Source organism: Rhodococcus sp. Q, assembly GCF_005503035.1.
Lineage (GTDB): Bacteria > Actinomycetota > Actinomycetes > Mycobacteriales > Mycobacteriaceae > Rhodococcus_G.
Map to the genome: position 1 here is coordinate 1 of NZ_SCOY01000019.1, position 22666 is coordinate 22666.

Consider the following 22666-nt stretch of genomic DNA (forward strand, 5'->3'; position numbering starts at 1 on the left):
AGCAGCGCCTCGATGCGTTCGCGGGCCGTGAGCTTGCCCTTGGCGTGCACCCGCTCCACAGCGGCTTCACCGGAGGGGAAGTGCGCCTCGGCCTGGCGGCGGTGCAGATCCGCAAGCTTGCCCGCGGTGGTGTGGATATCGGGGACGTTCGACGCCGCGGTGGCGGCGGGTTCCTGGACGGTGGTCACGGGCAGAACCTCTCGACTTAACTCGGATGTGCGACTCGATTGTGGGTCACGATACATGGCCCCAGTTAGTTAACTAGGTTGTATTTGTTAGCTGATCAGGGGTCATATCTTCGCTGTACAACGTGCAGTCTGACGTAACTACAGCCCTGACCGCCGCACTTTCGGCGTCCCAATCCGCCCGCGGATTCCGCTACGTCGGACGAGCGCCGGGCTCGGGGCCCGCCACGACGGGAATCTTGAACTGGAGTACCCGGTACGGCCATCCCACCTCGGTGTTCCACTGACTCAGCAGAATGTGGAACCCCCCGCCCGGCCGGGAACCGGGCACGATCGACGGTCCGTACAACTGGGCGACCGCGTCATCTCCCTCCTGTCCCCAGGCGACTCCCCGGATCGGCGTGCTCGTGTGCACGTCGTAGAGGTTGTCGGTGATGTTCGGAAACACCCTGACATCGATGTCGTACCCGTCGACGTCGGAAGAATCGAAGTTGACGAGGACCCACACGCCGTCGGTTCGGCGCAGGCACAGTTCCCCGAATTTGCCTGCGGCACCGTCCCCTTCGAGTACGGGTGTCGGCTCGTTGCCCCACGCCCACACGCCGTCACGCCACCCCCAGCCCTCGTAGGCCGAGGGGTCCGCGACCCGACCCCTCGGGACCCGACGCAGGATCAGCGGTGCGTCGCGCTGAAAGCCGGTGGACATCACGTACACCCAGCCGTCCTCGGCGACGTCCCAGGTCCACAGCTGCGCCAGCCCTCCATGCAGGCCGGCGTCGAACTTCGCTCCGGTGTGCTGCCAGGTGCGACCGTCGTCGACGGACCGCCAGATCTCGGTCCACACGACGTTGCCGAGGCCCTGGTTGACCATCACGTGCAGATACATCGAATCCCCGACGGTGAGGACGTCGGACGGGAGCACGGTCGAGAACACCGGGTTGTCGTGCGGGTAGTCCCACAGCTGCCGGGCGTAACCGGGGTCGCTGCCCGCCGCCTCGCTCCACACGATGCCCTCGTCCAGATTCTTCGTGTCCGAGAACAGCGCGACCGGCGCGCGCCAGTCCCCGTCACCCACCGCGGGTCCGGTGAAGGTGTCGCCGAACACCGCCAGTATCCGTCCCGACGGGGTTCGCGCCATGACGCCGAGATCCGTCGCCGCCATACCGAACCGATCGGTCAGGCCCGGACCGGTGACGGCCTTGACCATCCGCGAATGTCCCACCGGCGGCCCCGGGTCGATGGGTGACGCCTGCGCGGGCGAGGGCAGCCTCCAACCGTTCCGGACGACCTCGTTCCACTCGCCCTCGTAGACATGTCCTGTCACGGGCCACCCGAACGCCCGCTGCATCCGGATGGCCGCGTCGCGGGTGGCGTCGTCGTAGACACCCGTCTGCGGGATTCCCAGGGCCGCTTGCCACCGCGCGAGCGCGTCCTTCGAGTACTGGGGTTCGGTGCCGAAGGAGTTGGACCACGACTCGTTCGGGCCGTCGAGCGGCCCCCAGTAGTGGCCGGGCGGTAGCGGGAACCTGTCCGGGTCGTCGGGCATGGCCGCGTAGCGACGCGCGGCGGCCAGCACCACGTCGTACGGGAAGGTGTCCGGCACGTCCCAGTGCGTCCCGTCCTTGAACCCCTTCAGTGCCACAGATCCGTACGTGTAGTTGTTGTGACTGCTCACGCCGCGGCGGTTGGCGCCGACTCCCGCGACGTCCACACGTTCGATCGGTATACCGCGTTCCCGTGCGACGGTGGCGATGACGAACGCCACCATGTCGAGCATCTTCTCGTGTTCGAGCCACTGCTCTCGGGACTTGGGCCGGTCCTCCCGGTTCGGGTTGGGGCCACTCCAGTTCCCGACTGCACCCGACGTGCCCACCATCGCGATCTGCACGCTCACAGGGTTGTCGTCGAGCACGCCCCACGCGGTGTTCCCGATGTCGACGGTGTTGACGATGTGCGAATCGTCGACGAGGTAGTGATAGCTGCCGTCCCGCACGCGGGCCTGGTAGTCGGCGACGTCCTCGGCGCGGGTGATCCAGTCCTGATTCTCGGTGGTGTGCAGGTAGATCCGCAGGTACGGGCCGTGACCCGGCGTGTAGCCGGGCCCTGGATACCGGGTGATCGGGTATCCCTGCATGGTGACCTCGCCAGTCGGTCGGGGGACGGTGTCCGAGTCGCGGCTCTCATCATCCCTGCTGACACCGACACGGTGGGGCTCCCGCGATCGGCTATCTGACCGGATCGGGTGCCGCCTCGAACTGCTCCACACCACCACGTACGACTTGGTGAACGGCACCCGCGGCAACGAGGTCGTCGAGAATCGGCACGGCCAGTTCGGGGCGGACGGATGTCTCGGCGAGCAATTGACCCAACTGCATCGATTCGCCACCGAGCGCCCTCTCGACCGCCTTGCGGCGGGTCGCCGTGAGAGCCCTGTCGATGCTCAGACTGCCGGGCTTCGTGCCTCCGCCCGCGGCGATCGGCGACGAGGAGGCGATCAGGATGTCGCGGACCTCGCCTGCTGCGAGGTCACGATCAGTCGCCCAGACCAGCATGGCTGCGACTGCGACGTAGAGCGCGGCGCACGTCGTGCCCTCCAACTCGAGTACGGGAGCGGCTGATTCCTTCTTCGTGATGGTCCTCGGCGCGTACAGGTACGGCATTCCCGCCGCGGCACGGCCACCGTCCTCGCGGCCGAGGAACACCGGGGCGTCAGGGTGATCCCCGGATTCGATGACCAGCTTCCCGTTCACCGCGACCACCTGGACCAGCGCGTCGCCGTCGGCGATCTGTTCACTCTCGCCGTGATCGACGACAACGATGTCCGCACCGGCCTGCGAGACGTCGCGCAGCAGACGATCGGCGTCGCTGGTTGCCTCGTCGTGGAACGCCTGCTCTGGCGGAACCAGCTCCCCCAGTGCAGATTCGCCGTACCCTGTCGCCCCGGACACCACCACGCGCCCGGGCACACCCTGCGCGATGGCGCACTGGGTGACCACGGAGGCGATCTCGTCGTGGCGGTCCGCCGTGTGCGGTCCGGCGACCGCCAGCCGAAGGGGCCGCCGGAGCGCCGCCCCGTAGAACTCACCACCAATCGGCGCCGAAGCCGCCTCGTGCACGACATTCACGCTGAAACGACGGACCAGTTCCCTCAGATCGTCCCCCCTGTCCAGTTCGTCGTCGGAAACGGCGCCTGCCAGCCGTTCCCAGTCTTCGAGGTGACGAATGTCGTCGTAGTACCGGCGCAGATCCGCCTCGCCGAATCGTGCGAGCGCGGGCAGGTTTCGCCGGATCCACTGCCACACCTCCGACCACGACAGCGGATCGAGCCGGATGACGCGGACCTCCGAATCCTTCATGCCCTTGGTGAGACCCTCCAACTGCTGTGTCGCGACCACGGCCAGCCGGGCGCTGCCACGCCGAGAAGTCAGTACACCGAGCGCCTCCAGCACGTCCTTGCCGCCGGGTTCGCCACCCGCCAACAGGTCGCCGTCGTCGATCACGATCGCCAGACGCACCTTGTCGAGTCCCCCGACCACCCGGTCCCACCATTCACTCGAATCGCGGTCGCCCCGCGGCACCGTGGACACCCCCTTCATCTCCAGCACCTCGACGACGAGCTCGGCGAGCATCGCCACCGGATCGGGTTTGTCGAGCAGGGTCTTGGAACTGATGAACAGGTACGCGATCGAGGGGTCGAACTCCTCGATCACCCGGTCCAGCAGCGCGCTCTTTCCCGTCGCGGGCATACCGACGACGTGCAGCAGTCGCGCGGGGGTGCGCCCCGACAGGACGTCGACCGCCTCACGCAGCTCGGCGAGTCGGGAGATGAACCGCAACTCCCCCTGCCGCACGCCGAGCCGCAACCCGACCTGCTGCCGCACAGCCACCGGGGTCGCGGCAGCGTCCGGGTCGACGACCGGGCCGGGTGTACTACCGCCGACGAGAAGTGAGGGCACCGCCCAGTTGAGCAGTGGACCTCCGCAGTCCTCGTCGCCGTCGATCGCCAGCCGCGCCAGGCGCAGCGACTCCGCCACCGAATGCCCCGCGGTCAGTGCCTGGTAGAAGAATCGGGTGAGCAGCCGCTCCGTCCCGAACGGCAGGACGGCCCGCATTCCGATCACCATCGGGCTGGCGTCCCGGACACACAGGTCGGCCGTGGACACCGGACCCGCCCACCCGTCATCCGCCCGCTCCTCGTCCGGCGCTCGGGCGGTCTCGCAGCCGGCGAACACCGCGAGACGCAGATCCGGGAGTTGGTGCAGCAGCATGGCGAACTCGCGGCTGTGCACCAACGTGCCTCGCCCGTTGGGCCGTTCCAACTTGAGCCCACTCGGGTTGGCGTGGCCCAGATAGTGCAGCAGGTGAAAACCATTGCGCTGCTGACCCATCAACGCGCGTAGACCCTCGACGGTCGGGCGGTCCTCGACCACGATCCGCAGCAGTCCCGCCTGTTCGAGAGGTCGGAGTTCACGGAGCAGGCTTCGTTTCTCGGCGTACAGGTCGAAAGGCGTCTCCGTGTCCGCCGACCCTTCCTTCGGAGGGCTCGACATGACCAGCAGCAGGTTCAGCGGTGGCGCGACGGGCTCCTGCCGGACCGGGTATGTACGCGACCGTCCCGATCGCACGACGTGCACATCGCGTGCCATCGTCAGGTACCGACCCGGCCGCTCCGGATCATGCATCAACTCCCACGGCCAGGCACTCACCTCGTGCGGCGCGGCGAGAACACGAACCAGCACCTGTGCCCCCGAGGTCCCGGCCACCCCACGCGTGCGCTGAAGGAGCGCTCCGATCTCCGGTACACCGAAGACGAGGTCGGTCAGCGCCCGTCCCACCGAACGGGCTTGCGTCGCAATATCGCCGTCCTTACGGGCGTATCGGACCGCGTCCCGCAACCAACCCGCAGGCGACGGCCTCCCGTCGACACCCAGGACATGGGACCAGTTGGGCGGCCTGCAGCGCACCGCGAACACGGCGCCGAGCCGCGACTGCGCCGACACCCAGACGTCGCCGCCCGTCGCGAGGACGCTGATCTCGAGTTCCTCGAATCCCACCATCGCGAGTCACCTATATCCCTACGGAGTGCTCGACCGCAGCGAGGTCGACAACACTGGCGACATCGGTGACCGGTCGCACGCCGTCGCCGTGCACGGTGATCCGGTAGTCCTGGGCGGCGAGCCCCTCGATCGTCGCCTCCTGCCACCCGTCGCCGTGCAGCGGCACCTCGCGTCGCTTCCCGGAGGCCCCCTCGACCGTCGCCGTCAGCGCGGCGCCGCCACCCTTGACCTTGGCCCGGACAACCATCGGTTCCGTGGTCGTGACGTCGTCGACCTCCAGCGACACCGCGAGGTAGTCCGCGGGGAACACATCCGGGCCGGTGAGATCCGCCGCTGTCAGCAGACCGCCGACGTGATTGATCACCGATTCGTCGTTCTGCAGTGACGCGTGCCGCTGCCCGACGAACGTCGCGTTGCGCCACCCGTCCATCGCCTCGTGCGGGATCGCGGAGACCTTCGGCACAGTCCCGTCACCCATACTCTTGTCCGGGCCCATCGTGAACACCGACTCGATCGCGTTCCCGTCGAACCGGGCCGCCCACCTCGTGCGCTGGAAGTCCCCGATGACCGGACGGATGTCGTATCCGGGTTCGCCGGTCTGCAGTCGCTCGTTCACTCGGGCCCGCAACTGCCGGTGCAGGGTCACGGCCTCACGCATCCTGGTGCCGTCCATCGCGGTCCCGGCCCAGTCGATGCTCGGGTCGTCGAGATTGAGCCACGAATCGGCGGGACCCTCGACGCAGCGGTACGACGGCAACAGTTGATAGGTCGAGGTGAACGACCGGATCAGGTCGCCCAGGTCGATGCTCAGCGGACCCCAGCCCTTGCGGAAGCCGTTGACGAGGAACTCGAGCGCATTCACCGAGCCGGAGTACGGCGTCCCGAACGTGACGAGGGATTTCGTGTCCTGCCACCCGTCCAGCATCTCCAGGTACAACCGCGCGACGATCCCTCCCATCGAATGGCCCACCAGGATCAGCTCGGCATCGGAGTTGCCGGACTTCTCCCGCCATGTGGCGAGCCAGTCGTGGGACAGCCGTGCCAGGTTCCGTGCAGCGACGCGGTTGTCGCGACGCCAGTCGTAGGGAAACTCGAAGTAGTTCTCCCCCGGCACCGCACCGAACTTCTCCACGAGCTCGTTCCGGACCCTGGTGTAGCCGTCGATCTTCCAGTCGAGCCCGGGCAGGACGTGCAGGTCCGGGACCAGGCGGGTCGCGACGACGCCGTCGCCGAGGTCGTCGGCATCTGGGTCGTCCCCGTCGAGTTGCAGTTTCTTGATGCTTCCACCCAACGACAACGCAGCTGCCAGCGCGGCGCCAGGAGTGGGCGCCCACACCTCCTTGCCATCCTTGGCGAGTACGGACCCGGTGATGCCGGGTATGAGGACCACGATGTCTTTCATGCTCGCTACTCCGATCCCAGACGATCCCCCCGTCGCTTTCCCCTGCCAGGGTCCACCGCGTTGTCTGCGACGTCACGCGTAGCCGACTACTCGTTTTGTTCGTCCACCGGGGATCCGTTTCCGAGTGGCGACGACGCGCCGAATGACCGCGAAAAACCGCCCCACCGTCGACACAAGCGTCGCAACCTGGCATTCTGTATATGAGACCCGCTCTCGACCTGAGGGCAGGCTCGCAGTAACAGGAGCAAAAAAGTGGCACAAGGCACCGTCAAGTGGTTCAACGCGGAAAAGGGATTCGGATTCATCGAGCAGGACGGTGACGGACCCGACGTCTTCGTCCACTACTCCGAGATCCAGACCAACGGCTTCAAGACCCTCGACGAGGGCGCGCGCGTCGAGTTCGAGATCGGCCAGGGCCAGAAGGGCCCGCAGGCCACCGGAGTCCGCGCAATCTAAGCGACTTCCAACCCGAAGGGCGTCTCCATTCGGAGGCGCCCTTCGGCGTGTCCGGACCGGCGGTAACCGCGCCGTTGCTGGACGGGTGTTCATCCTATTTTTCCATTCCCCTGTGCCGGGGCAGGTCGACGTGCTGCAATCGCGGGCAGTTTGTGCCCATCATTGACACGAAAGACCCGGTACACCGATGCATCGACCTTCCCTGCGCGGCAGCGTGGCGCCTATCAGCGCCGTAGCCCTGGCCGCGGGACTCGCCCTGATCGGCACTCCCGCCTCCGCAGGCACCGTTAACTTCCAGACGTCCTGCCAGGCCACCCCCTCGACCTCGCTGGCAGGCCCGCAGCACAAGGTCGTCGCGGCGTCCGCGATCGTCACCGCGCCCGCGACGGTCAACTCGGGGCAGACCTTCACCTACCGCATCCAGCCCGGACCCGGCTCCTACCCGGACTCCGAATCCGGCGGCACCACGGCAGGCCTGTCGCGACTCAAGTTCGACTTCGAGATCCCCGCGAACACCACCTTCGTCGACGCGACCGTCGTCGCGGGCACCGGCGGCAACCTCGCAGGCGTCGCCCCCAACGTGTTGCGGATCGGAACCTCGGGCAGCGTCGACGCCGCGGGCCCCCTGCTGCGCCTGTCCGGCAACAACCAGGTCATCGGCAACAGCCCCACGTCGAGCGGCAACAGCGAGGGCGGCATCACCGCCCCCAAGCTCAAGAAGAACCTCGACGGCACCGCCAACTCGGGCGGCAACAGCATCTTCCAGTTGCCCGCCGTCGACGTCACCGTCGTCGCCGGGTCCGCAGGCACCATCACCCCGAAGCTCCGGGTGGCCGGCAACGCCGCGAGCTACAACTCGGACGAGAACTACAGCACCTCCCTAGCCAAGGCCAGCGCCCCCTTCGTCGGCACGGTGTGGGCCCCCACCCGCTGCTCCCCCAGGGACTCGAGCTCCGGCGCACTGAACGCCGGTGGCGGAGCCCTGGCCACGATCGCCGTCTCCACCCCCGAGGTCTCCACCACCACCGCCGTCACCGTCCCCGCGACGGCGACCGCAGGCGCCCCGGTCACACTGTCCGCGACGGTGTCCCCCGCCCCGAACGGCGGCACCGTGCAGTTCAAGGACGGTGACGCGAACATCGGCGCCCCGGTGACGGTCACCGGCGGAACCGCGACCCTGAACCACACCTTCGCCACCGCGGGAGCGCGCTCCGTCAGCGCGGTCTTCGCCGGAGTGGCCGGGTTCACCGGATCCACATCGGCCCCGCAGACCGTCGACGTGCAGCCGGCTGCCGTCGTCGCCGTACCGACGTCGACGACCGTCACCCTGCCCGCAACCGCGACCACCGGTTCCGCAGCAGGCCTGACCGCGACGATCGCACCGGTCCCGGCAGGCGGCACCGTCCAGTTCAAGTCCGACAACACGCCGATCGGCGCACCGGTCGACGTCGTCGGCGGGGTCGCCACCCTGGCGCACGCCTTCACCACCGCGGGACACCACAACATCACCGCGTCGTACAGCGGGGCGATCGGGTTCGCTCCCTCCCAGTCCGCTTCGGCGACTCTCTCCGTCGACGCCCCGGCGCCGTCCGATGTCGCCACCGTGACCACCGTGACCGCGCTGCCGAACGCAACCGTCGGCACCAACGTCGACCTGTCCGCCACCGTCGCACCGAGCACCGCAAGTGGCACCGTGCAGTTCAAGGACGGCACCACCCCGATCGGTGGCCCGGTCACGCTGGTCAACGGCGTCGCCATCCTGCCGCACACCTTCACCGCCGAGGGTGGTCACTCGATCACCGCCGAGTACAGCGGGGCGGACGGCTACGTCGCGTCCACCTCGTCCGCGTTCGCCGTGACCGTCACCGGCGCATCCACTGGCGGCGGCAGCAGCAACCCGTTCGGTTCGTGACCACTCGTCCTCTTCGCACCACCACATTCAGCAGTTCCCCTATCCACTCGAAGCCCGAGCTTTGAACAAGCCTCCGCTTCCAGTTGGTCGTTCCCATTGAGAGGTTCGAGAGAATGCAGAACAGAAAACTGCGTCGGCTGGTAGCCGCCGCGAGCACGGCAGCGATGGCGGCGGGTTTCGCCGCATCGTTGGGCGTTGGGGCGGCATCCGCTGCGCCCGTGAGCCAGTCGACGAACTCCGGTGACTGGACGTTCAACCGGACCATCAGCAACGGCACGCCGGCCCCGGGCGAGACGATCACCGTCACCAACAACATCCGTTGGAACGGCGGCCTCGCGCCGACCATCTCCTCCTTCAAGGACTACCACCCGGCCTGCCTGACCTACGTCGCAGGTTCCTCCCGAGTGACCGGCAAGACCGTCACCACCAACGTCACCAACACCACGTTGGTGACCATGACGGGATCGTGGATTCGTAGTGCCGTCGACCGCAACATCGACTACACCGTCCAGTACACCGTCGGCGCGGACTGTGGCCGCGACCTCGCCCTGACCACGGGTGCGGGCATCTCCGCGAACCAGGGCCTGAGCTCCGAGAATCAGACCGCCGGTCCGTCGCTCACCGTTCCGAAGTCCGCCTCGACCGCCAGTGTCGCGGTGTCCCCGGCCCCCAAGGCCGGTGCCGCCTCGACCCTGACGGCCACGGTCACCGCGGGCGCCACCGGCACCGTCGAGTTCGCCGACAACGGCACCGTCCTCGGCACCGGAACCGTCAACAACGGCACCGCCACCTACGCCTGGACCCCCAGCGCCGCCCAGCCGTACTCCATCACCGCGAAGTACCTCGGCGACGCCGCCTACCTGCAGTCCACGTCGGCTCCGCAGACCGGCACCGTCTCCGCACCCGATGTTGCGACGGGCACTGCCCTCGCCGCGCCGGAGACCGCGAACAACGGTGCGCCCGTCGACCTCACGGCCACCGTCAGCCCTGCCCCGGGCGGCGGCACCGTGCAGTTCAAGGACGGCGCGACCGACATCGGAGCGCCCGTCGCCGTGACCGGTGGCAGCGCCACCCTCTCGCACACGTTCAGCACCGACGGCGCGCACGAGGTGACCGCGGTGTACAGCGGCGCCGACGGATTCACCGGATCCACCTCGGCGGCGCGCACAGTGACGGTGAGCACCCGTGCTGCCGACACCACTACCGCACTGACCGCGCCCAGCCACGCGAAGACCGGTGTCGCGGTGAGCATCGCGGCCACCGTCGACCCGGCGCCGAACGCGGGCACCGTGCAGTTCCTCGACGGCGGTACGCCGATCGGCGACCCGATCGCCGTCGCCGGCTCCGTCGCGGTCCTGGCTCACACCTTCGACACCGCCGGATCGCACTCGATCACCGCAGTCTTCAGCGGCGCAAAGGGATTCGCGACGTCGACGGCCGCAGCCGCGACCGTCCAGGTCGCCGTCCCGGCACCGAACGAGGTGGCCACGACCACCGCGCTGGCGGCGCCCGCGACGGCAGGTGAGAACGAGGCGGTGACACTGACCGCCACCGTGGATCCCGCACAGAACGGCGGCACCGTCCAGTTCTTCGACGGCACCACCGCGATCGGTGGCCCGGTCGCCGTCACCGGCGGCACCGCGACCCTCTCGCACGCCTTCGCCAGCGCAGGCGCCCACGGAGTGACCGCGGTCTACAGCGGCACGCCGGGCGTTCTCGGATCGTCCTCGGACGCGCGCGTGGTCAACGTGTCCGCGCCGACCGATCCCGGCACCGGCGGCGGCACCGGATCGCTGGGCAACCTGTTCGGCTGATCCGCTCCGCAGTACAACGGCGGCGGGCACCTTCTCACGAAGGTGCCCGCCGTCGTTTCGTTCTCCGCGCAGGTCGGAGGGGCCTTTCCGAGCTATTCTGGACTGCGACCGCACGACGAAACGACCCATCATGACGACGGAACCCCTCGACACCGGGTCCGCGCAGGTCACCGCGGCAAGCCGGGGGCCGCGATGAACGCGGACGGCACGGGCGCGACCGGTCGAGATGCCCTCGGCGGCGTCCCGGAAGACCTTCTCGCGGCCGGATTCGCCGATGCCGAGGAGATCGGCCGGGGCGGCTTCGGCGTCGTGTACCGGTGCGTCCAGCCGACGCTCGACCGAACGGTCGCGGTGAAGGTCCTCGGCGGCGACCTCGACGCGGACAGTCGCGAGCGGTTCCTCCGCGAACAGCGTGTGATGGGCGCCGTGTCCGGGCATCCGCACATCTGCAACATCCTGCAGGTCGGAACCACCGCGGCCGGGCGGCCCTACATCGTGATGCCGTATCACCGGCACAACTCCCTCCAGGAACTCATCCACCGCACCGGCCCCCTCGACTGGCCCGACGTCCTGGTGCTCGGCGCGAAGATGGCGGGTGCGTTGGAGACCGCCCACCGGTCCGGCACGCTCCACCGGGACGTGAAACCCGCGAACATCCTCCTCACCGAATACGGAGAACCCCAGCTCACGGATTTCGGGATCGCCCGCACCACAGGAGGATTCGAGACCGAGACCGGTCTCATCACCGGGTCACCCGCATACACCGCACCCGAGGTTCTCGAAGGACGCTCGCCCAGCGTGCGCTCCGACGTCTACAGCCTCGGTGCAACCCTGTTCTGCGCGATGACCGGGCACGCCGCGTTCGAGCGACAAGAGGGAGAGCAGGTCGTCGCTCAATTCGTCCGCGTCACCACCGAACCCGTTCCGGACATTCGCGGCGGGGACGTTCCCGCCGACGTGTGCTCGGTGATCGAACAGGCGATGGCACCGGATCCCGCGGATCGACCTGCAAGCGCCGCAGATTTCGGCGCGCAACTGCAGGATCTCGCCGCAGCACACGGACTCGGCGCCCTCGAGATGGCACTCCCCTCGTCCGACGCGGGATCACCCGGCGTCACCGGAGCGCCGACCCTGACGCGCGGACGCACCGGGACGCGATCCGACGCGGCGCCATCGCCCCTCCCCGGTGTGCGATCCGGAACCACCGCCTCGTCCAGCACCGGCGGCACCGCCGCCTCGTCAGGCACCGCCGCCCTCGGACCACCCACCCCTGCCACCCGATTCCGCGCACCCGTGATCGGTCGCACACTCGTCACCCGGCAGCGGCTGGTCGACATGCTGCGGGCGGGAGAACGTCGGCGGCTCACCGTCATTCACGCTCCGGCAGGATTCGGGAAGACGACCCTCGCCGCGCAGTGGGGAGGCGCCCTCGTCGACGAGGGCGTCACCGTCACCTGGTTGACGGTCACCGCCGACGACGACAACGTCGTGTGGTTGCTCACCCACCTCGTCGAATCCGTTCGCCGGGCCGCCCCGGAATTGAGTGCCGAACTCGACCAGGTCCTCGAGGACCACGGCAGCGACGCGGCCGACTACGTGATGTCCACCCTCATCAATCGAATCCACGACGCACGGCGACGCGTCGCCGTCATCATCGACGACTGGCATCGCGTCACCTCGCCGGAATCCCGTGCAGCACTGGACTACCTGCTCACCAACGGCTGCCACCACCTGCAGATCGTCGTGACCACCCGCACCACCACCGGCCTCCCACTCGCCCGGATGCGCGTCCAGGACGAACTCGTCGAGATCGATTCGACCGCACTGCGGTTCGAAGAGGACGAATCCCAGCAGTTGCTGGTGGGACTCGGCGGGCTCCACCTCACGAACACCGATGTCGCGGGCCTGTGCCGCTCGACGGAAGGTTGGGTCGCGGCACTTCAACTCGCCTCGTTGTCCCTGCGCAGCGGCGACCGCCCCGAAGACCTCATCGACACCCTCGTCGGCAGGCACGCGGTCGACGAGTTCCTCACCGAGAACGTCCTCGACACCCTCGAACCCGACGTCCTCGACTTCCTGCTCGCCACCTCGATCACGGAACGGATCACGGGGTCGCTGGCGTCCGCGCTCGCGGGCGTCACGAACGGTCGCGCACGACTCGAGGACGTCGCAGGCCGCGACCTGTTCCTGGTGAGACTCGGCGACGACGAGTCGACGCCTCTGTCCACGGGCCCGATCGACACCTGGTTCCGCTACCACCACCTGTTCGCCAAATACCTGCGCCGACGCCTCCAACGCGACCATCCGGAGCGGTACCCCGCGCTGCACAGGATCGCGGCCGACTGGTTCGCCGACCGCCACCTGCTCAGCGAGGCCGTCGACCACTGCCTCGCCACGGGTGACGCCGACGCGGCGGTGAAACTCGTCGAACGCGACGGGGTCTTCCTCATCGAGCACTCCCGGATGACGACACTGCTAGGACTGGTCGACAAACTGCCCCCGACCACGGTCGTCGGACGCCCGCGACTCCAACTGATGCTGGCCTGGTGCAACGTCCTGCTACAGCGTCCCGGCGCAGGCCGCCGCGCACTCGCCCTCGCGCGCGGCGCGCTCGAGGGCTCACCCGAGGGCGCCGACGGCGAGCTGTCCGTGGAGGCCGATGTCGTCGAGGGGGTGGTCGCCGCCTTCACCGACCACCCCGCGGGCATCGAGCACTTCACCGAACGCTGCCTCGCGGCGCCGCAGCGACACAACCCGTGGGTGGTGACCGCCGCCGCGAACACGCGAACGTTCGCGGCGCTGTACCGATTCGACTTCGACGACGCACGCCGCTGGCAGAAATGGGCGACCCCGTACCACGAGGCGATGAGCGGCCCGTTCGCGACGATGTACAGCTACTGCATGGTCGGGATGGCCGCGAACGAGGAGCTCGCGACCGAATCCGCCGAGGACTGGTTCCGGCGTGGCCTCCGGGTGGCCCGCGAATTGTCCGGTCCGCGTTCGCATTCCGCCCGTCTGGCCGCGGCGATGCTCGGCGAACTGCTGTACGAACGAAACGAACTCGTCGAGGCCGAGCGCCTTCTCGACGAGGGGTTCGAACTCGGCGGCGAAGGCGGGATCGTGGAGTTCATGATCGCGCGGTACGTCACCGGTGCGCGGCTGAAGGTGTGCCGCGGCGACCGGGAGGCCGCCGCGCAGCGCCTGGCGGAGGGCGCGAGAACCGCGGACAGCCTGGACATCCCGCGACTGCGCGCACGCATAGACAACGAACGGATCCGGCTCGGCTTCACCATCACGACCCGCACCCGGACGCCGCGCTACCCGACTCTTCCTCCGGTCGATTCCGTCCCCGACGGGAGCGCCGAGATCACCGCGCAACTGGAGGATGCGACGACCGCGCGACTGCTGACGGGCACCGGAACGGGGGCGAACACCGCACAGGCCTGCGAGATCGCCCAGGCGTGGGTGGACCGGCTCGCCGAAACCGGCCGAGCTCGCGCCCTCCTCATGGCCGACCGACTGCTCATCGCCTGCCTGTTCGCGGCAGGACGGGACGAGGAGGCCCTGGTCGCGCTCGCGCGGCTGACGGCGCAGTGCGCTCGGCACGGACTGGTCAGGTACCTGCTCGACGGAGGTCCCGCTGTGGTCGCCGGCCTGGCCGTGCTGCAGGCCAGGGCGACAGCAGGCACCTGGGATCCGGGGTGGGAGCCTGAACCCGCCGGGTTCATCGACGACTGCCTCGAGGTCGCGAAAGCAGACGGCGCGATGTGACTCCCACCCGGTCCGGTGGGATCGAGAAGAAGTGCCCTAGCCTGCGAGCACCGGCATCGTGACGACCTGGCCCGCGTAGGCGAGGCCGGCACCGAACGCGAGGAGCAGGGCCGTGTCGCCCGGCTTCGCCTTGCCGGTGCGCAGCATCTCTTCCATCGCGAGCGGAATCGACGCGGCGGAGGTGTTGCCGGTCTCGGCGATGTCGTTGGACACCGCGACCGTCTCGGGCAGGTGCATGCTGCGGGCGATGACCTCGGTGATGCGGGCGTTGGCCTGGTGCGGGACGAACGCATCGATGTCGTTGACGGTCATTCCGGTCTTGTCGAGGATCCGCTGCGCGACCTTGCCCATCTCGAAGGCGGCCCACCGGAACACGGAGGTGCCCTCCATGATGATCCACGGGCGCTTCTGCGTCGGGTTGGTCGCGAAGTCGACCCAGTCGGGCTCCTGGCGGATGGCCCGGCCCTGGGCGCCGTCGGAACCCCAGACGACGGGACCGATACCGGCTTCCTCGCCGCGGCCGACGACGACGGCTCCTGCGCCGTCACCGAAGATGAATCGCACGGACCGATCGGTCGGCTCGGTGGAGTCGCTCATCCGCTCGACGCCGACGACGAGGACGTACTCCTCGCTGCCGGAGCGGACGAGGTCGTTCGCGAGCCCCAGCGCGTAGCAGAAGCCCGCGCATCCGGCGGCGACATCGATCGCACCCGCACCACCCGTACCCAGTTCCTCCGCGACGAGCGCCGAGCACGCCGGGGTCTGCACGGGGTAGGTCGAGGTCGCGATGATGACGGTGCCGATCTGCTCACCGGTCAGGCCCGCGGCCTCGAGCGCCTTGCGCCCGGCCGAGATCGACATGGCCAGCACGCTCTCGTGCGGACCGGCGAAACGTCGGGTCTTGATTCCGGAGCGGGACTGGATCCACTCGTCGGTGGAGTCGATCTGCTGGCAGATCTCCTCGTTCGTCACGACACGCTCGGGCCGGTAGACACCGAGCCCGAGGATCGAGGTGTGCCGAAGCTCGGTGGGGTTCGTGATCGCTGCACCCATTGACCTTTGTTCTCCTTCTTTCTCCGGATGCTCGGGCGAATCCACGAACGCTCCTCGCCCGACACGGTACTGCGCGTCGGTCGGCCGTGGTGACGCCTTCGCAGATGAACTGGACGGTTCACCATTTCCGTGTGCAGTTTCCCGCCTGTCGGATGCGCGTTGTCGCACGCGAAGCGTGGGTCCGACGCCACCTGCGGATCGCCACACCCGTCACTCCAGTCGACACCCGTCTCACTCATCCCCACAAAGCACGAAGGAGTTCATTAGCATCGTGCTGCGGCGGGAGTCACATCCTCCAGTCCACGCTATTCGTGCAGCACGACCGAGAGCGACGCAAGTCGAAGGGTGAACGAGCATGGATCAACGTGTCATTGGCCACCGCATTGCGGCGCGTGCGGGCGCAGTCGGCGCCACCGCGACGCTGGTCGCGGGGACATTACTCGCAGTAGCCGCTCCTGCGGGCGCGAATCCGAACACCGTCAATCCAATTCCCGGCCTGAACGGAACCAGCGGCCTTCCGCAGCTCCCGGGCCCGGCCAACGCGGTAGCCCAGGCCACCGGGATGCTCAGCCCGAACCGGACGCAGGACGAGAACGTGCTCGGCACGGATCTCGGCATCATGTGGGACAACGGCAACGGTGAGATCCTCACCGCGTTCGGCGACTCCGCTGGTCTCGGAGTACCCAATCTCCTGGCGGGCAGCCTGTGGTCGTGGCGGAGCAACACCCTCTTCCGCAGTGCGGACCGCGACCTGTACGACGGGATGACGTTCGACAGCACCCCCAGGGACCTCCTGGGCCAGTCCAAGGAACTGATATTCAGCCCGAAGATCCCGTACGTCGAGATCAGCCGCATTCCCACGGCGGGCGTGGCCGTCGACGGCGTGCAGTACATGTCGACGATGTCGGTGAAGAACTGGGGCGACCCCGGCAAGTGGGAGACGAACTTCGCGGACATCGCCGTGTCGACGGACAACGGCGAGAACTGGGTCGAGGCACCGGAGACGAGACGCCCGAACGCGGAGGGCAACCGGAACTTCCAGATGGGCGCCTTCATGAAGGACGGCGGCTACGTCTACCAGTACGGCACCCCGCCCGGACGAGGACAGCTGGCGTACGTGGCGCGGGTGCCCGAACGGGAGATCCGGAATCTCGGCGCGTACGAGTACTGGAACGGCGGGGAGTGGAAGAAGGGCGACGTGAACGCCGCCGCTCCGATCGTCTTCGGCGGCGTCGGGGAGCTGTCGGTCCAGTACAACCAGTACCTCGGCCAGTACCTGATGCTCACCACCGACAACCTCAACTCGGTGGTCATGCGCCGTTCTCCGACACCGACGGGCCCGTGGGGACCGCCGGAGGTACTCGTGGACACCCGCGCTCTTCCGTCCGCGTACGGCGCGTACATCCACCCGTGGTCCAGCGGCCCCGACCTCTACTTCCTCACGACGGTGCACTCGAACTACAACGTCCTGCTGCTCCGCACCACCCTGAACCGCTGACGCCGTCCGGGACGTCGGGGTCGCTACGGTCGCGGCATGGACGCACACGAGTGGGATCGGCGGCATCGCGAGGAAGTGCCGGCGTCGGGGTCGGCGCCCGACCCCGACGTCGTCGAGTTCGTGACCGCACTGCCCGCGGGTCGGGCACTCGACCTGGGCTGCGGCGCGGGCAGGCACGCACTGTGGCTGGCGCTGCACGCCTGGCAGGTCCACGCGGTGGACTTCTCGACCGCGGCACTCGCCGCATCGGTCAGGGCCGCCTCCCCGCTCCCGCGTGCGACGCGCGACCGGCTGACCTGGGTCGACGCGGACGTCACGACGGTCGAGTACCGCCCCGAGTACGACCTCGTGCTCGCATGTGACCTGCATTTGTTGCCGGAATCACGCCGCGGCCTTCTGCGCCGCGCGGCGGGCGCGCTCCGACCCGGCGGCACCCTGATCGCGCGGACCGAAACCATCTGGGAGGAGGAAACCGGCACCCACGGATCACCTTGCACCCCCGAGGAACTCGCGGACGACGTCCGCGACCTCGTGACGATCGTGGCATCCCGTCCGGCATCGGTGGAGACGCCCGCCGGAATCGCCGGGGCAGGCCCGCACCAGCCGCGGGCCGGTGCCCTGTTGGTCGCTTTTCGCCGATCTGTTGGCAGCTAACTGAATCGCGAGTAACATCGGCTAAGTTACCGACGAGTAGCCGCTAGGGCGGTACTACGCAGGCTGGACCAGACCAGAACGTGGTCACCCACCAAGGCTGGACCGCACCATCTCAGGGAGACAGAAGACATGGGGCATTACAAGAGCAACGTTCGTGACCTGGAGTTCAACCTTTTCGAGGTCCTCGACCTCGCGAAGCCGCTGAGCGAAGGTACGTGGGGCGACCTCGACGCCGACACCGTCAAGAACATGCTCAGCGAGGTCGCGCGGCTCGCCGAGGGACCGCTGGGCGAGTCCTACGCCGACGCCGACCGCAACCCGCCGGTCTTCGATCCGGAGACCCACGAGGCCACCCTCCCCGAGTCCTTCAAGAAGTCCTTCAAGGCGATGTGGGACGCCGAGTGGTACCGCATGGGCCTGAGCGAGGAGATCGGCGGCGTGCCGGTGCCCCGGTCGGTCGTGTGGGCCATCGCCGAGATGATGCTGGGTGCGCAGCCCGCCGCCTTCATGTACCAGGCAGGCCCGTCGTTCGCGGACGTGTTCTTCAAGAACGGCACCGACGAGCAGAAGAAGTGGGCCGAGACCTGCGTCGAGCGCGGCTGGGGCGCCACCATGGTCCTCACCGAGCCGGACGCCGGCTCCGACGTCGGCGCGGGCCGCACCAAGGCGATCAAGCAGGACGACGGCACCTGGCACATCGAGGGCGTCAAGCGGTTCATCACCTCCGCCACCTCGGACGACCTCTTCGAGAACATCTTCCACCTCGTGCTCGCGCGCCCCGAGGGTGCAGGCGCGGGCACCAAGGGCCTGTCCCTCTTCTTCGTCCCGAAGTACCACTTCAACTTCGAGACGAACGAGATCGGCGAGCACAACGGTGCGTTCGTCACCAACGTCGAGCACAAGATGGGCCTCAAGGCCTCCGCCACCTGTGAGCTCACCTTCGGTGGCCACGGCGTTCCCGCCGTCGGCTGGCTGGTCGGTGACGTGCACAACGGCATCGCGCAGATGTTCGACGTCATCGAGCACGCCCGCATGATGGTCGGCACCAAGGCGATCTCCACCCTGTCCACCGGTTACCTCAACGCACTCGACTACGCCAAGCAGCGCGTCCAGGGCGCCGACCTGACCCAGATGACGGACAAGGCCGCCCCGCGCGTCACCATCACTCACCACCCCGACGTTCGCCGCTCGCTGGCAATGCAGAAGGCGTACGCCGAGGGCCTGCGCGCCGTGTACCTGTACACCGCCGCCCACCAGGACGTCGAGGTCGCTCAGCAGGTCTCCGGCGCCGACGGCGACCTTGCGCACCGCGTCAACGATCTGCTGCTCCCGATCGTCAAGGGTGTCGGCTCCGAGCGCGCGTACCAGTACCTGACGGACTCGCTGCAGACCTTCGGTGGCTCCGGCTTCCTGCAGGACTACCCGATCGAGCAGTACATCCGCGACGCCAAGATCGACTCGCTGTACGAGGGCACCACCGCGATCCAGGCGCAGGACTTCTTCTTCCGCAAGATCGCCCGTGACCGCGGCGTCGCCCTGGCGCACGTCGCCGGCCAGGTCAAGAAGTTCATCGACCTCGAGGGCGGCGACAACCGCCTCAAGACGGAGCGCGCTCTGCTCGCCACCGCGCTCGAGGACGTCCAGGCGATGGTCGCGACCCTCACCGGCTTCCTGATGGGCGCCCAGGAGCAGCCGACCGAGCTGTACAAGGTCGGCCTCGGTTCCGTCCGCTTCCTCATGGCCGTCGGCGACCTGCTGATCGGCTGGAAGCTGCTGGAGCAGGCGGAGATCGCACTCGGCGCGCTCGATGCAGGCGCGTCGGACAAGGACAAGCCGTTCTACGAGGGCAAGGTCGCGACCGCGTCCTTCTTCGCCAAGAACGTGCTGCCCGAGCTGACCGCCTCGCGTGGCATCGTCGCGAACGTCGACAACGACATCATGGAGCTCGACGAGGCTGCTTTCTAAGAGCAACACCACAATTCGGGTAACAGACCCGAACAGAACGGTGGCCCACGATGCCGCCCACCGAATTTCGGTGGGCGGCATCGCCATTCCCGCGTCAACAGAATGCGAAGATGTCGGAATCGGGTAGATCGACCGAGACCCTCCTCGTCCACACCACCGCAGGCTCGCTCACGACCGAGGGCAATCACCTCGTCGTCCGAGACGGCGCAGGCAACCTCGTCGACTCCGTGCCGCTGACCTTCACCTTCGACGGCACTGCGCACCCGATCTCGGCCCAGGTCGACGGCGGATTCATCGGTGGCGCTGCGGGTCTGGCCACCGGCTGTGTGCTCGGCGCAACCGCTGCCGGAGTCGTGTCGGCCCCGCCGCACTGCTGTTCGGTGCGGGCCCCTGGCCGGCTGTGTGGGTGGCGCACTGCTGGTCGGTTCCGGTGCCTCGCTGCTCGGGACCGCTGTCGGCGGCCTCGGCGCCGTCGCGGCGAACGCCCAGCCGTTCATCACCCTGCTGAACGCGCCGCCTGCCGCGAAGAAGTAGTCGCCGCCGAAACCGGATCGGCCCGCCTCCCCCTGTCAGGGAAGGCGGGCCGATCGGTGCGCAGGGGGCAGCGCCCCGCCGCTGTCAGTCTCCCGTCAGTGCCGCGTCGATCCGCTCGAGGTCGGCGTCGGTCATCCCCTCGGGCTGGAGGACCGCGTTCCAGCCGTCCACGTACTCGGTCGTGTAGTGATGCCCGTGCCCACCGGGGACGCCCGTGGAGAACGGAAGGTCCGCGGACACCTGCCAGAAGGTGACGAACGGCAACCACACCATGTCCTCGAGGACGTCGTCCCCCGGCACCTCGCGAATCCAGTCGGGTTCGCTGAAGATCAGGTCCGGGCTCCACCACACGATGGGGTCGGACGGGTGCATCAGGTACAGGACGCGGGTGCCGTCCCAGGGCTTGTCGGCGGGCGGGATGTCGGCGGCCGCGTCATTGGCGAAGCGGACCGTCCGGCCGTCCTTGTAGATGGGTTCGCCCGCGCGACTGCCCGCGTCACGCCCCTCCCGGAACTCGGCGAACAGGGTGTTGAAGTTGGGCGGGCCCGCGAAGAGCGTGCCCGACGTCCGGTTGCGCAGGTCGTACTCCCCGCTGAAGGCGGTCTCGCCGCCGAAGGAGCCGAGCGACTCGCCCGCGACGTACAGGCGCGGGCGCTCGTCGGCGGGCAGTCGCAACCACCGGTCGTAGACGGCGTCGAACAGGTCCCGGCCCGCATCGCGCGCCTTCGACTGGTCGACGAGATACGAGATCCACGACGGCAGGTACGAGTACTGCATCGAGACCGTCGCGGAATCGCCCGCGGTGATGTACTCGAACGAGTCGACCGCCGCCGGGTCCACCCAGCCGCTGCCGGTCGTGGTCATCACGAGCAGGTTCTCGCGCTCGAAGCCACCGGCGCGAGCGAGGTCGTCCACCGCGAGCGCGGCCCGCGCCTCGCTGTCGTCCGCCGATTCCAGGCCGGCGTACGCCCGAATCGGCTCGCTCGCCGGACGCCCTGTCACCTCGGTGATCTCCTGGGCGGACGGCCCCCCTGTGACGAACTTCTGCCCCTCGTAGCCCAGCGTGTCCCACGGCACGAGACTGTCGGGACCACCCGATCGGAGCCCGGTCGTCGGCGCTTCGACTCCTGCGGCGGTCGTGTCGTTCTTCACCGAGAACGCGCTGTTCGCCATGTCGGACAGCGTGCTCAGGAGCACACCGGACACCACCAGCCAGACCGCGACGGCGACGGCGATCCACCCGACCACGGCTGCGGACCTGGCGCCGATCCACCGCTCGAGCAGCGTCGCGAGCCGGCGATACGCGCTGCGGATGCCGCGGCCGAGGGCCAGAAGAAGGCAGAACACGATCACGGCGATCACCGGGGACGCGACCACGAGAACGAGGTTGTACTCGGTGACGCCCATCAGGGCCCGGATCTCGTGCTGCCAGTACTGACCCGCCGCGAACGCCGCGACGACCGCCACGGACCCGACCACCACGAACACCAGCCACGACCGCGGCCTGGCCGGACGTGCCGGACGGTCGGCGAGCGCTCGCCACATCGCCGCGAACCACACACCCAGTCCGTACCCGATCGCGGCCGTGATGCCGCAGAGCAACCCCTGGAGGAATCCACCGCGAGGCAGCAGCGACGGTGTGAACGAGAAGCACGCGAGGATCAGCGCACCCCAGCACCCCGGCAACGTGAACCGTCCCACGTAGCGGCGCCACCAGGACGGGCGCGCCGCCGCATCCCCACTCGCCGGGCCACCTCCACCCGGACTGCCACCACCTGGACTGCCACCACCCGGATCGACCCCGTCGTCACCCGGTGGCGCCACCTGAACCCCGACCGACCCGGTTCCGTCCATGCGTCCTCCTCGCGATCAGTACCGCCATCCAGATCTGGTACATGGTCGCGTGGAATCCCTTCGGACGCGCGGCAACATGCGGGAGTGTCGAGCATTCAGCGTGGATCACGTGCGGGTGGCGGGGTCAGCGTCCCGGTGGCCGGTAGTCCGCGGGGCGCTTGACCGCCTCGTCGATCTCGGCAGGTGTCAGTAGCGCGATCGTCTCGGTATGGGCTCCACCCGCCGCGGCGGTGCGGATGCTCATCGCCGCGGCCGCGACCGCGTCGGGGACGTCGCCGATGACGTACAGGTCGTCGGTGCCGAACGCGAAGTAACAGCACTCGACGGTGCCTCCGACGCTCTCGACTGCGGTACGTATCGCGTCGCGGCGGGCGGCCCCGCCCTCGGCGAGCAGTCCGCCCGCGCCTTCCGCGGTGTAGCCGACCCGCCACAGGTACTTGGGCATGATCCTCGACCTCCTCGGTTGCCGGAGATTCCATCGTGCTCCTCCGAGGCGCCAGCGGTACTGACA

13 protein-coding genes and 2 pseudogenes are annotated in these 22666 nt (G+C 68.4%); 8 read left to right on the forward strand and 7 right to left on the reverse strand.

All coding sequences use genetic code 11. The features are described from left to right. The 4 genes and pseudogenes from FFS72_RS17340 to FFS72_RS17355 all read right to left on the reverse strand — a co-directional run. Positions 1-188, reverse strand: a pseudogene (locus tag FFS72_RS17340) (methylmalonyl-CoA carboxyltransferase); the annotation flags it as partial. A gap of 190 nt (positions 189-378) precedes the next feature. Further along, positions 379-2319, reverse strand: a complete 1941-nt coding sequence (locus FFS72_RS26820) for a DUF4185 domain-containing protein (protein ID WP_249353379.1) — start codon at positions 2317-2319, stop codon at positions 379-381. A 91-nt stretch (positions 2320-2410) separates the two neighbouring features. Further along, positions 2411-5242: a CHAT domain-containing protein gene (locus FFS72_RS17350; protein ID WP_137875092.1), complete on the reverse strand. Its 2832-nt coding sequence runs from the start codon at positions 5240-5242 to the stop codon at positions 2411-2413. 10 nt (positions 5243-5252) lie between these two features. Continuing rightward, positions 5253-6644: a lipase/acyltransferase domain-containing protein gene (locus FFS72_RS17355; protein ID WP_137875093.1), complete on the reverse strand. Its 1392-nt coding sequence runs from the start codon at positions 6642-6644 to the stop codon at positions 5253-5255. A 252-nt stretch (positions 6645-6896) separates the two neighbouring features. On the opposite strand from FFS72_RS17355, the gene FFS72_RS17360 reads away from it, so the two are divergent. The 4 genes from FFS72_RS17360 to FFS72_RS17375 all read left to right on the forward strand — a co-directional run bounded on the left by FFS72_RS17360 (position 6897) and on the right by FFS72_RS17375 (position 14597). Continuing rightward, positions 6897-7100, forward strand: a complete 204-nt coding sequence (locus FFS72_RS17360; RefSeq protein WP_137875094.1) for a cold-shock protein — start codon at positions 6897-6899, stop codon at positions 7098-7100. A 187-nt stretch (positions 7101-7287) separates the two neighbouring features. Then, positions 7288-9012, forward strand: coding sequence for an Ig-like domain-containing protein (locus FFS72_RS17365; protein WP_137875095.1), 1725 nt, complete (start codon positions 7288-7290; stop codon positions 9010-9012). Positions 9013-9125: 113 nt separating this feature from the next. Then, positions 9126-10826 (forward strand): Ig-like domain-containing protein, encoded by a 1701-nt coding sequence (locus tag FFS72_RS17370; protein WP_137875096.1) that lies wholly within the window; start codon positions 9126-9128, stop codon positions 10824-10826. Between the two features lie 192 nt (positions 10827-11018). Further along, a complete protein-coding gene (locus tag FFS72_RS17375; protein ID WP_137875097.1) occupies positions 11019-14597 on the forward strand; it encodes a serine/threonine-protein kinase in 3579 nt (1192 codons plus the stop codon). A gap of 36 nt (positions 14598-14633) precedes the next feature. On the opposite strand, the gene FFS72_RS17380 is transcribed toward FFS72_RS17375, so the two are convergent. Continuing rightward, positions 14634-15650: a beta-ketoacyl-ACP synthase III gene (locus FFS72_RS17380; protein WP_137875098.1), complete on the reverse strand. Its 1017-nt coding sequence runs from the start codon at positions 15648-15650 to the stop codon at positions 14634-14636. A gap of 355 nt (positions 15651-16005) precedes the next feature. Between FFS72_RS17380 and FFS72_RS17385 the strand changes: the two genes are divergently transcribed. The 4 genes and pseudogenes from FFS72_RS17385 to FFS72_RS27135 form a co-directional block, all read left to right on the forward strand. Further along, a complete protein-coding gene (locus FFS72_RS17385; protein ID WP_137875099.1) occupies positions 16006-17148 on the forward strand; it encodes a glycoside hydrolase family 183 protein in 1143 nt (380 codons plus the stop codon). 36 nt (positions 17149-17184) lie between these two features. After that, positions 17185-17802: a class I SAM-dependent methyltransferase gene (locus FFS72_RS17390; protein ID WP_137875100.1), complete on the forward strand. Its 618-nt coding sequence runs from the start codon at positions 17185-17187 to the stop codon at positions 17800-17802. Positions 17803-17931: 129 nt separating this feature from the next. Then, on the forward strand, positions 17932-19767 hold the full coding sequence (locus tag FFS72_RS17395) for an acyl-CoA dehydrogenase (RefSeq protein ID WP_137875101.1): 1836 nt from the start codon (positions 17932-17934) through the stop codon (positions 19765-19767). Between the two features lie 134 nt (positions 19768-19901). Further along, positions 19902-20301: pseudogene (locus FFS72_RS27135) on the forward strand (DUF8020 domain-containing protein); the annotation flags it as partial. Between the two features lie 84 nt (positions 20302-20385). Here FFS72_RS27135 and FFS72_RS17405 read toward each other — a convergent pair. Further along, positions 20386-22155 carry an alpha/beta hydrolase gene (locus FFS72_RS17405; RefSeq protein ID WP_137875102.1) on the reverse strand — a complete coding sequence of 590 codons (1770 nt, stop codon included), beginning with the start codon at positions 22153-22155 and terminating at the stop codon, positions 20386-20388. 124 nt (positions 22156-22279) lie between these two features. Beyond that, on the reverse strand, positions 22280-22600 hold the full coding sequence (locus FFS72_RS17410) for a GYD domain-containing protein (protein WP_137875103.1): 321 nt from the start codon (positions 22598-22600) through the stop codon (positions 22280-22282). Between the last annotated feature and the right edge of the window lie 66 nt (positions 22601-22666).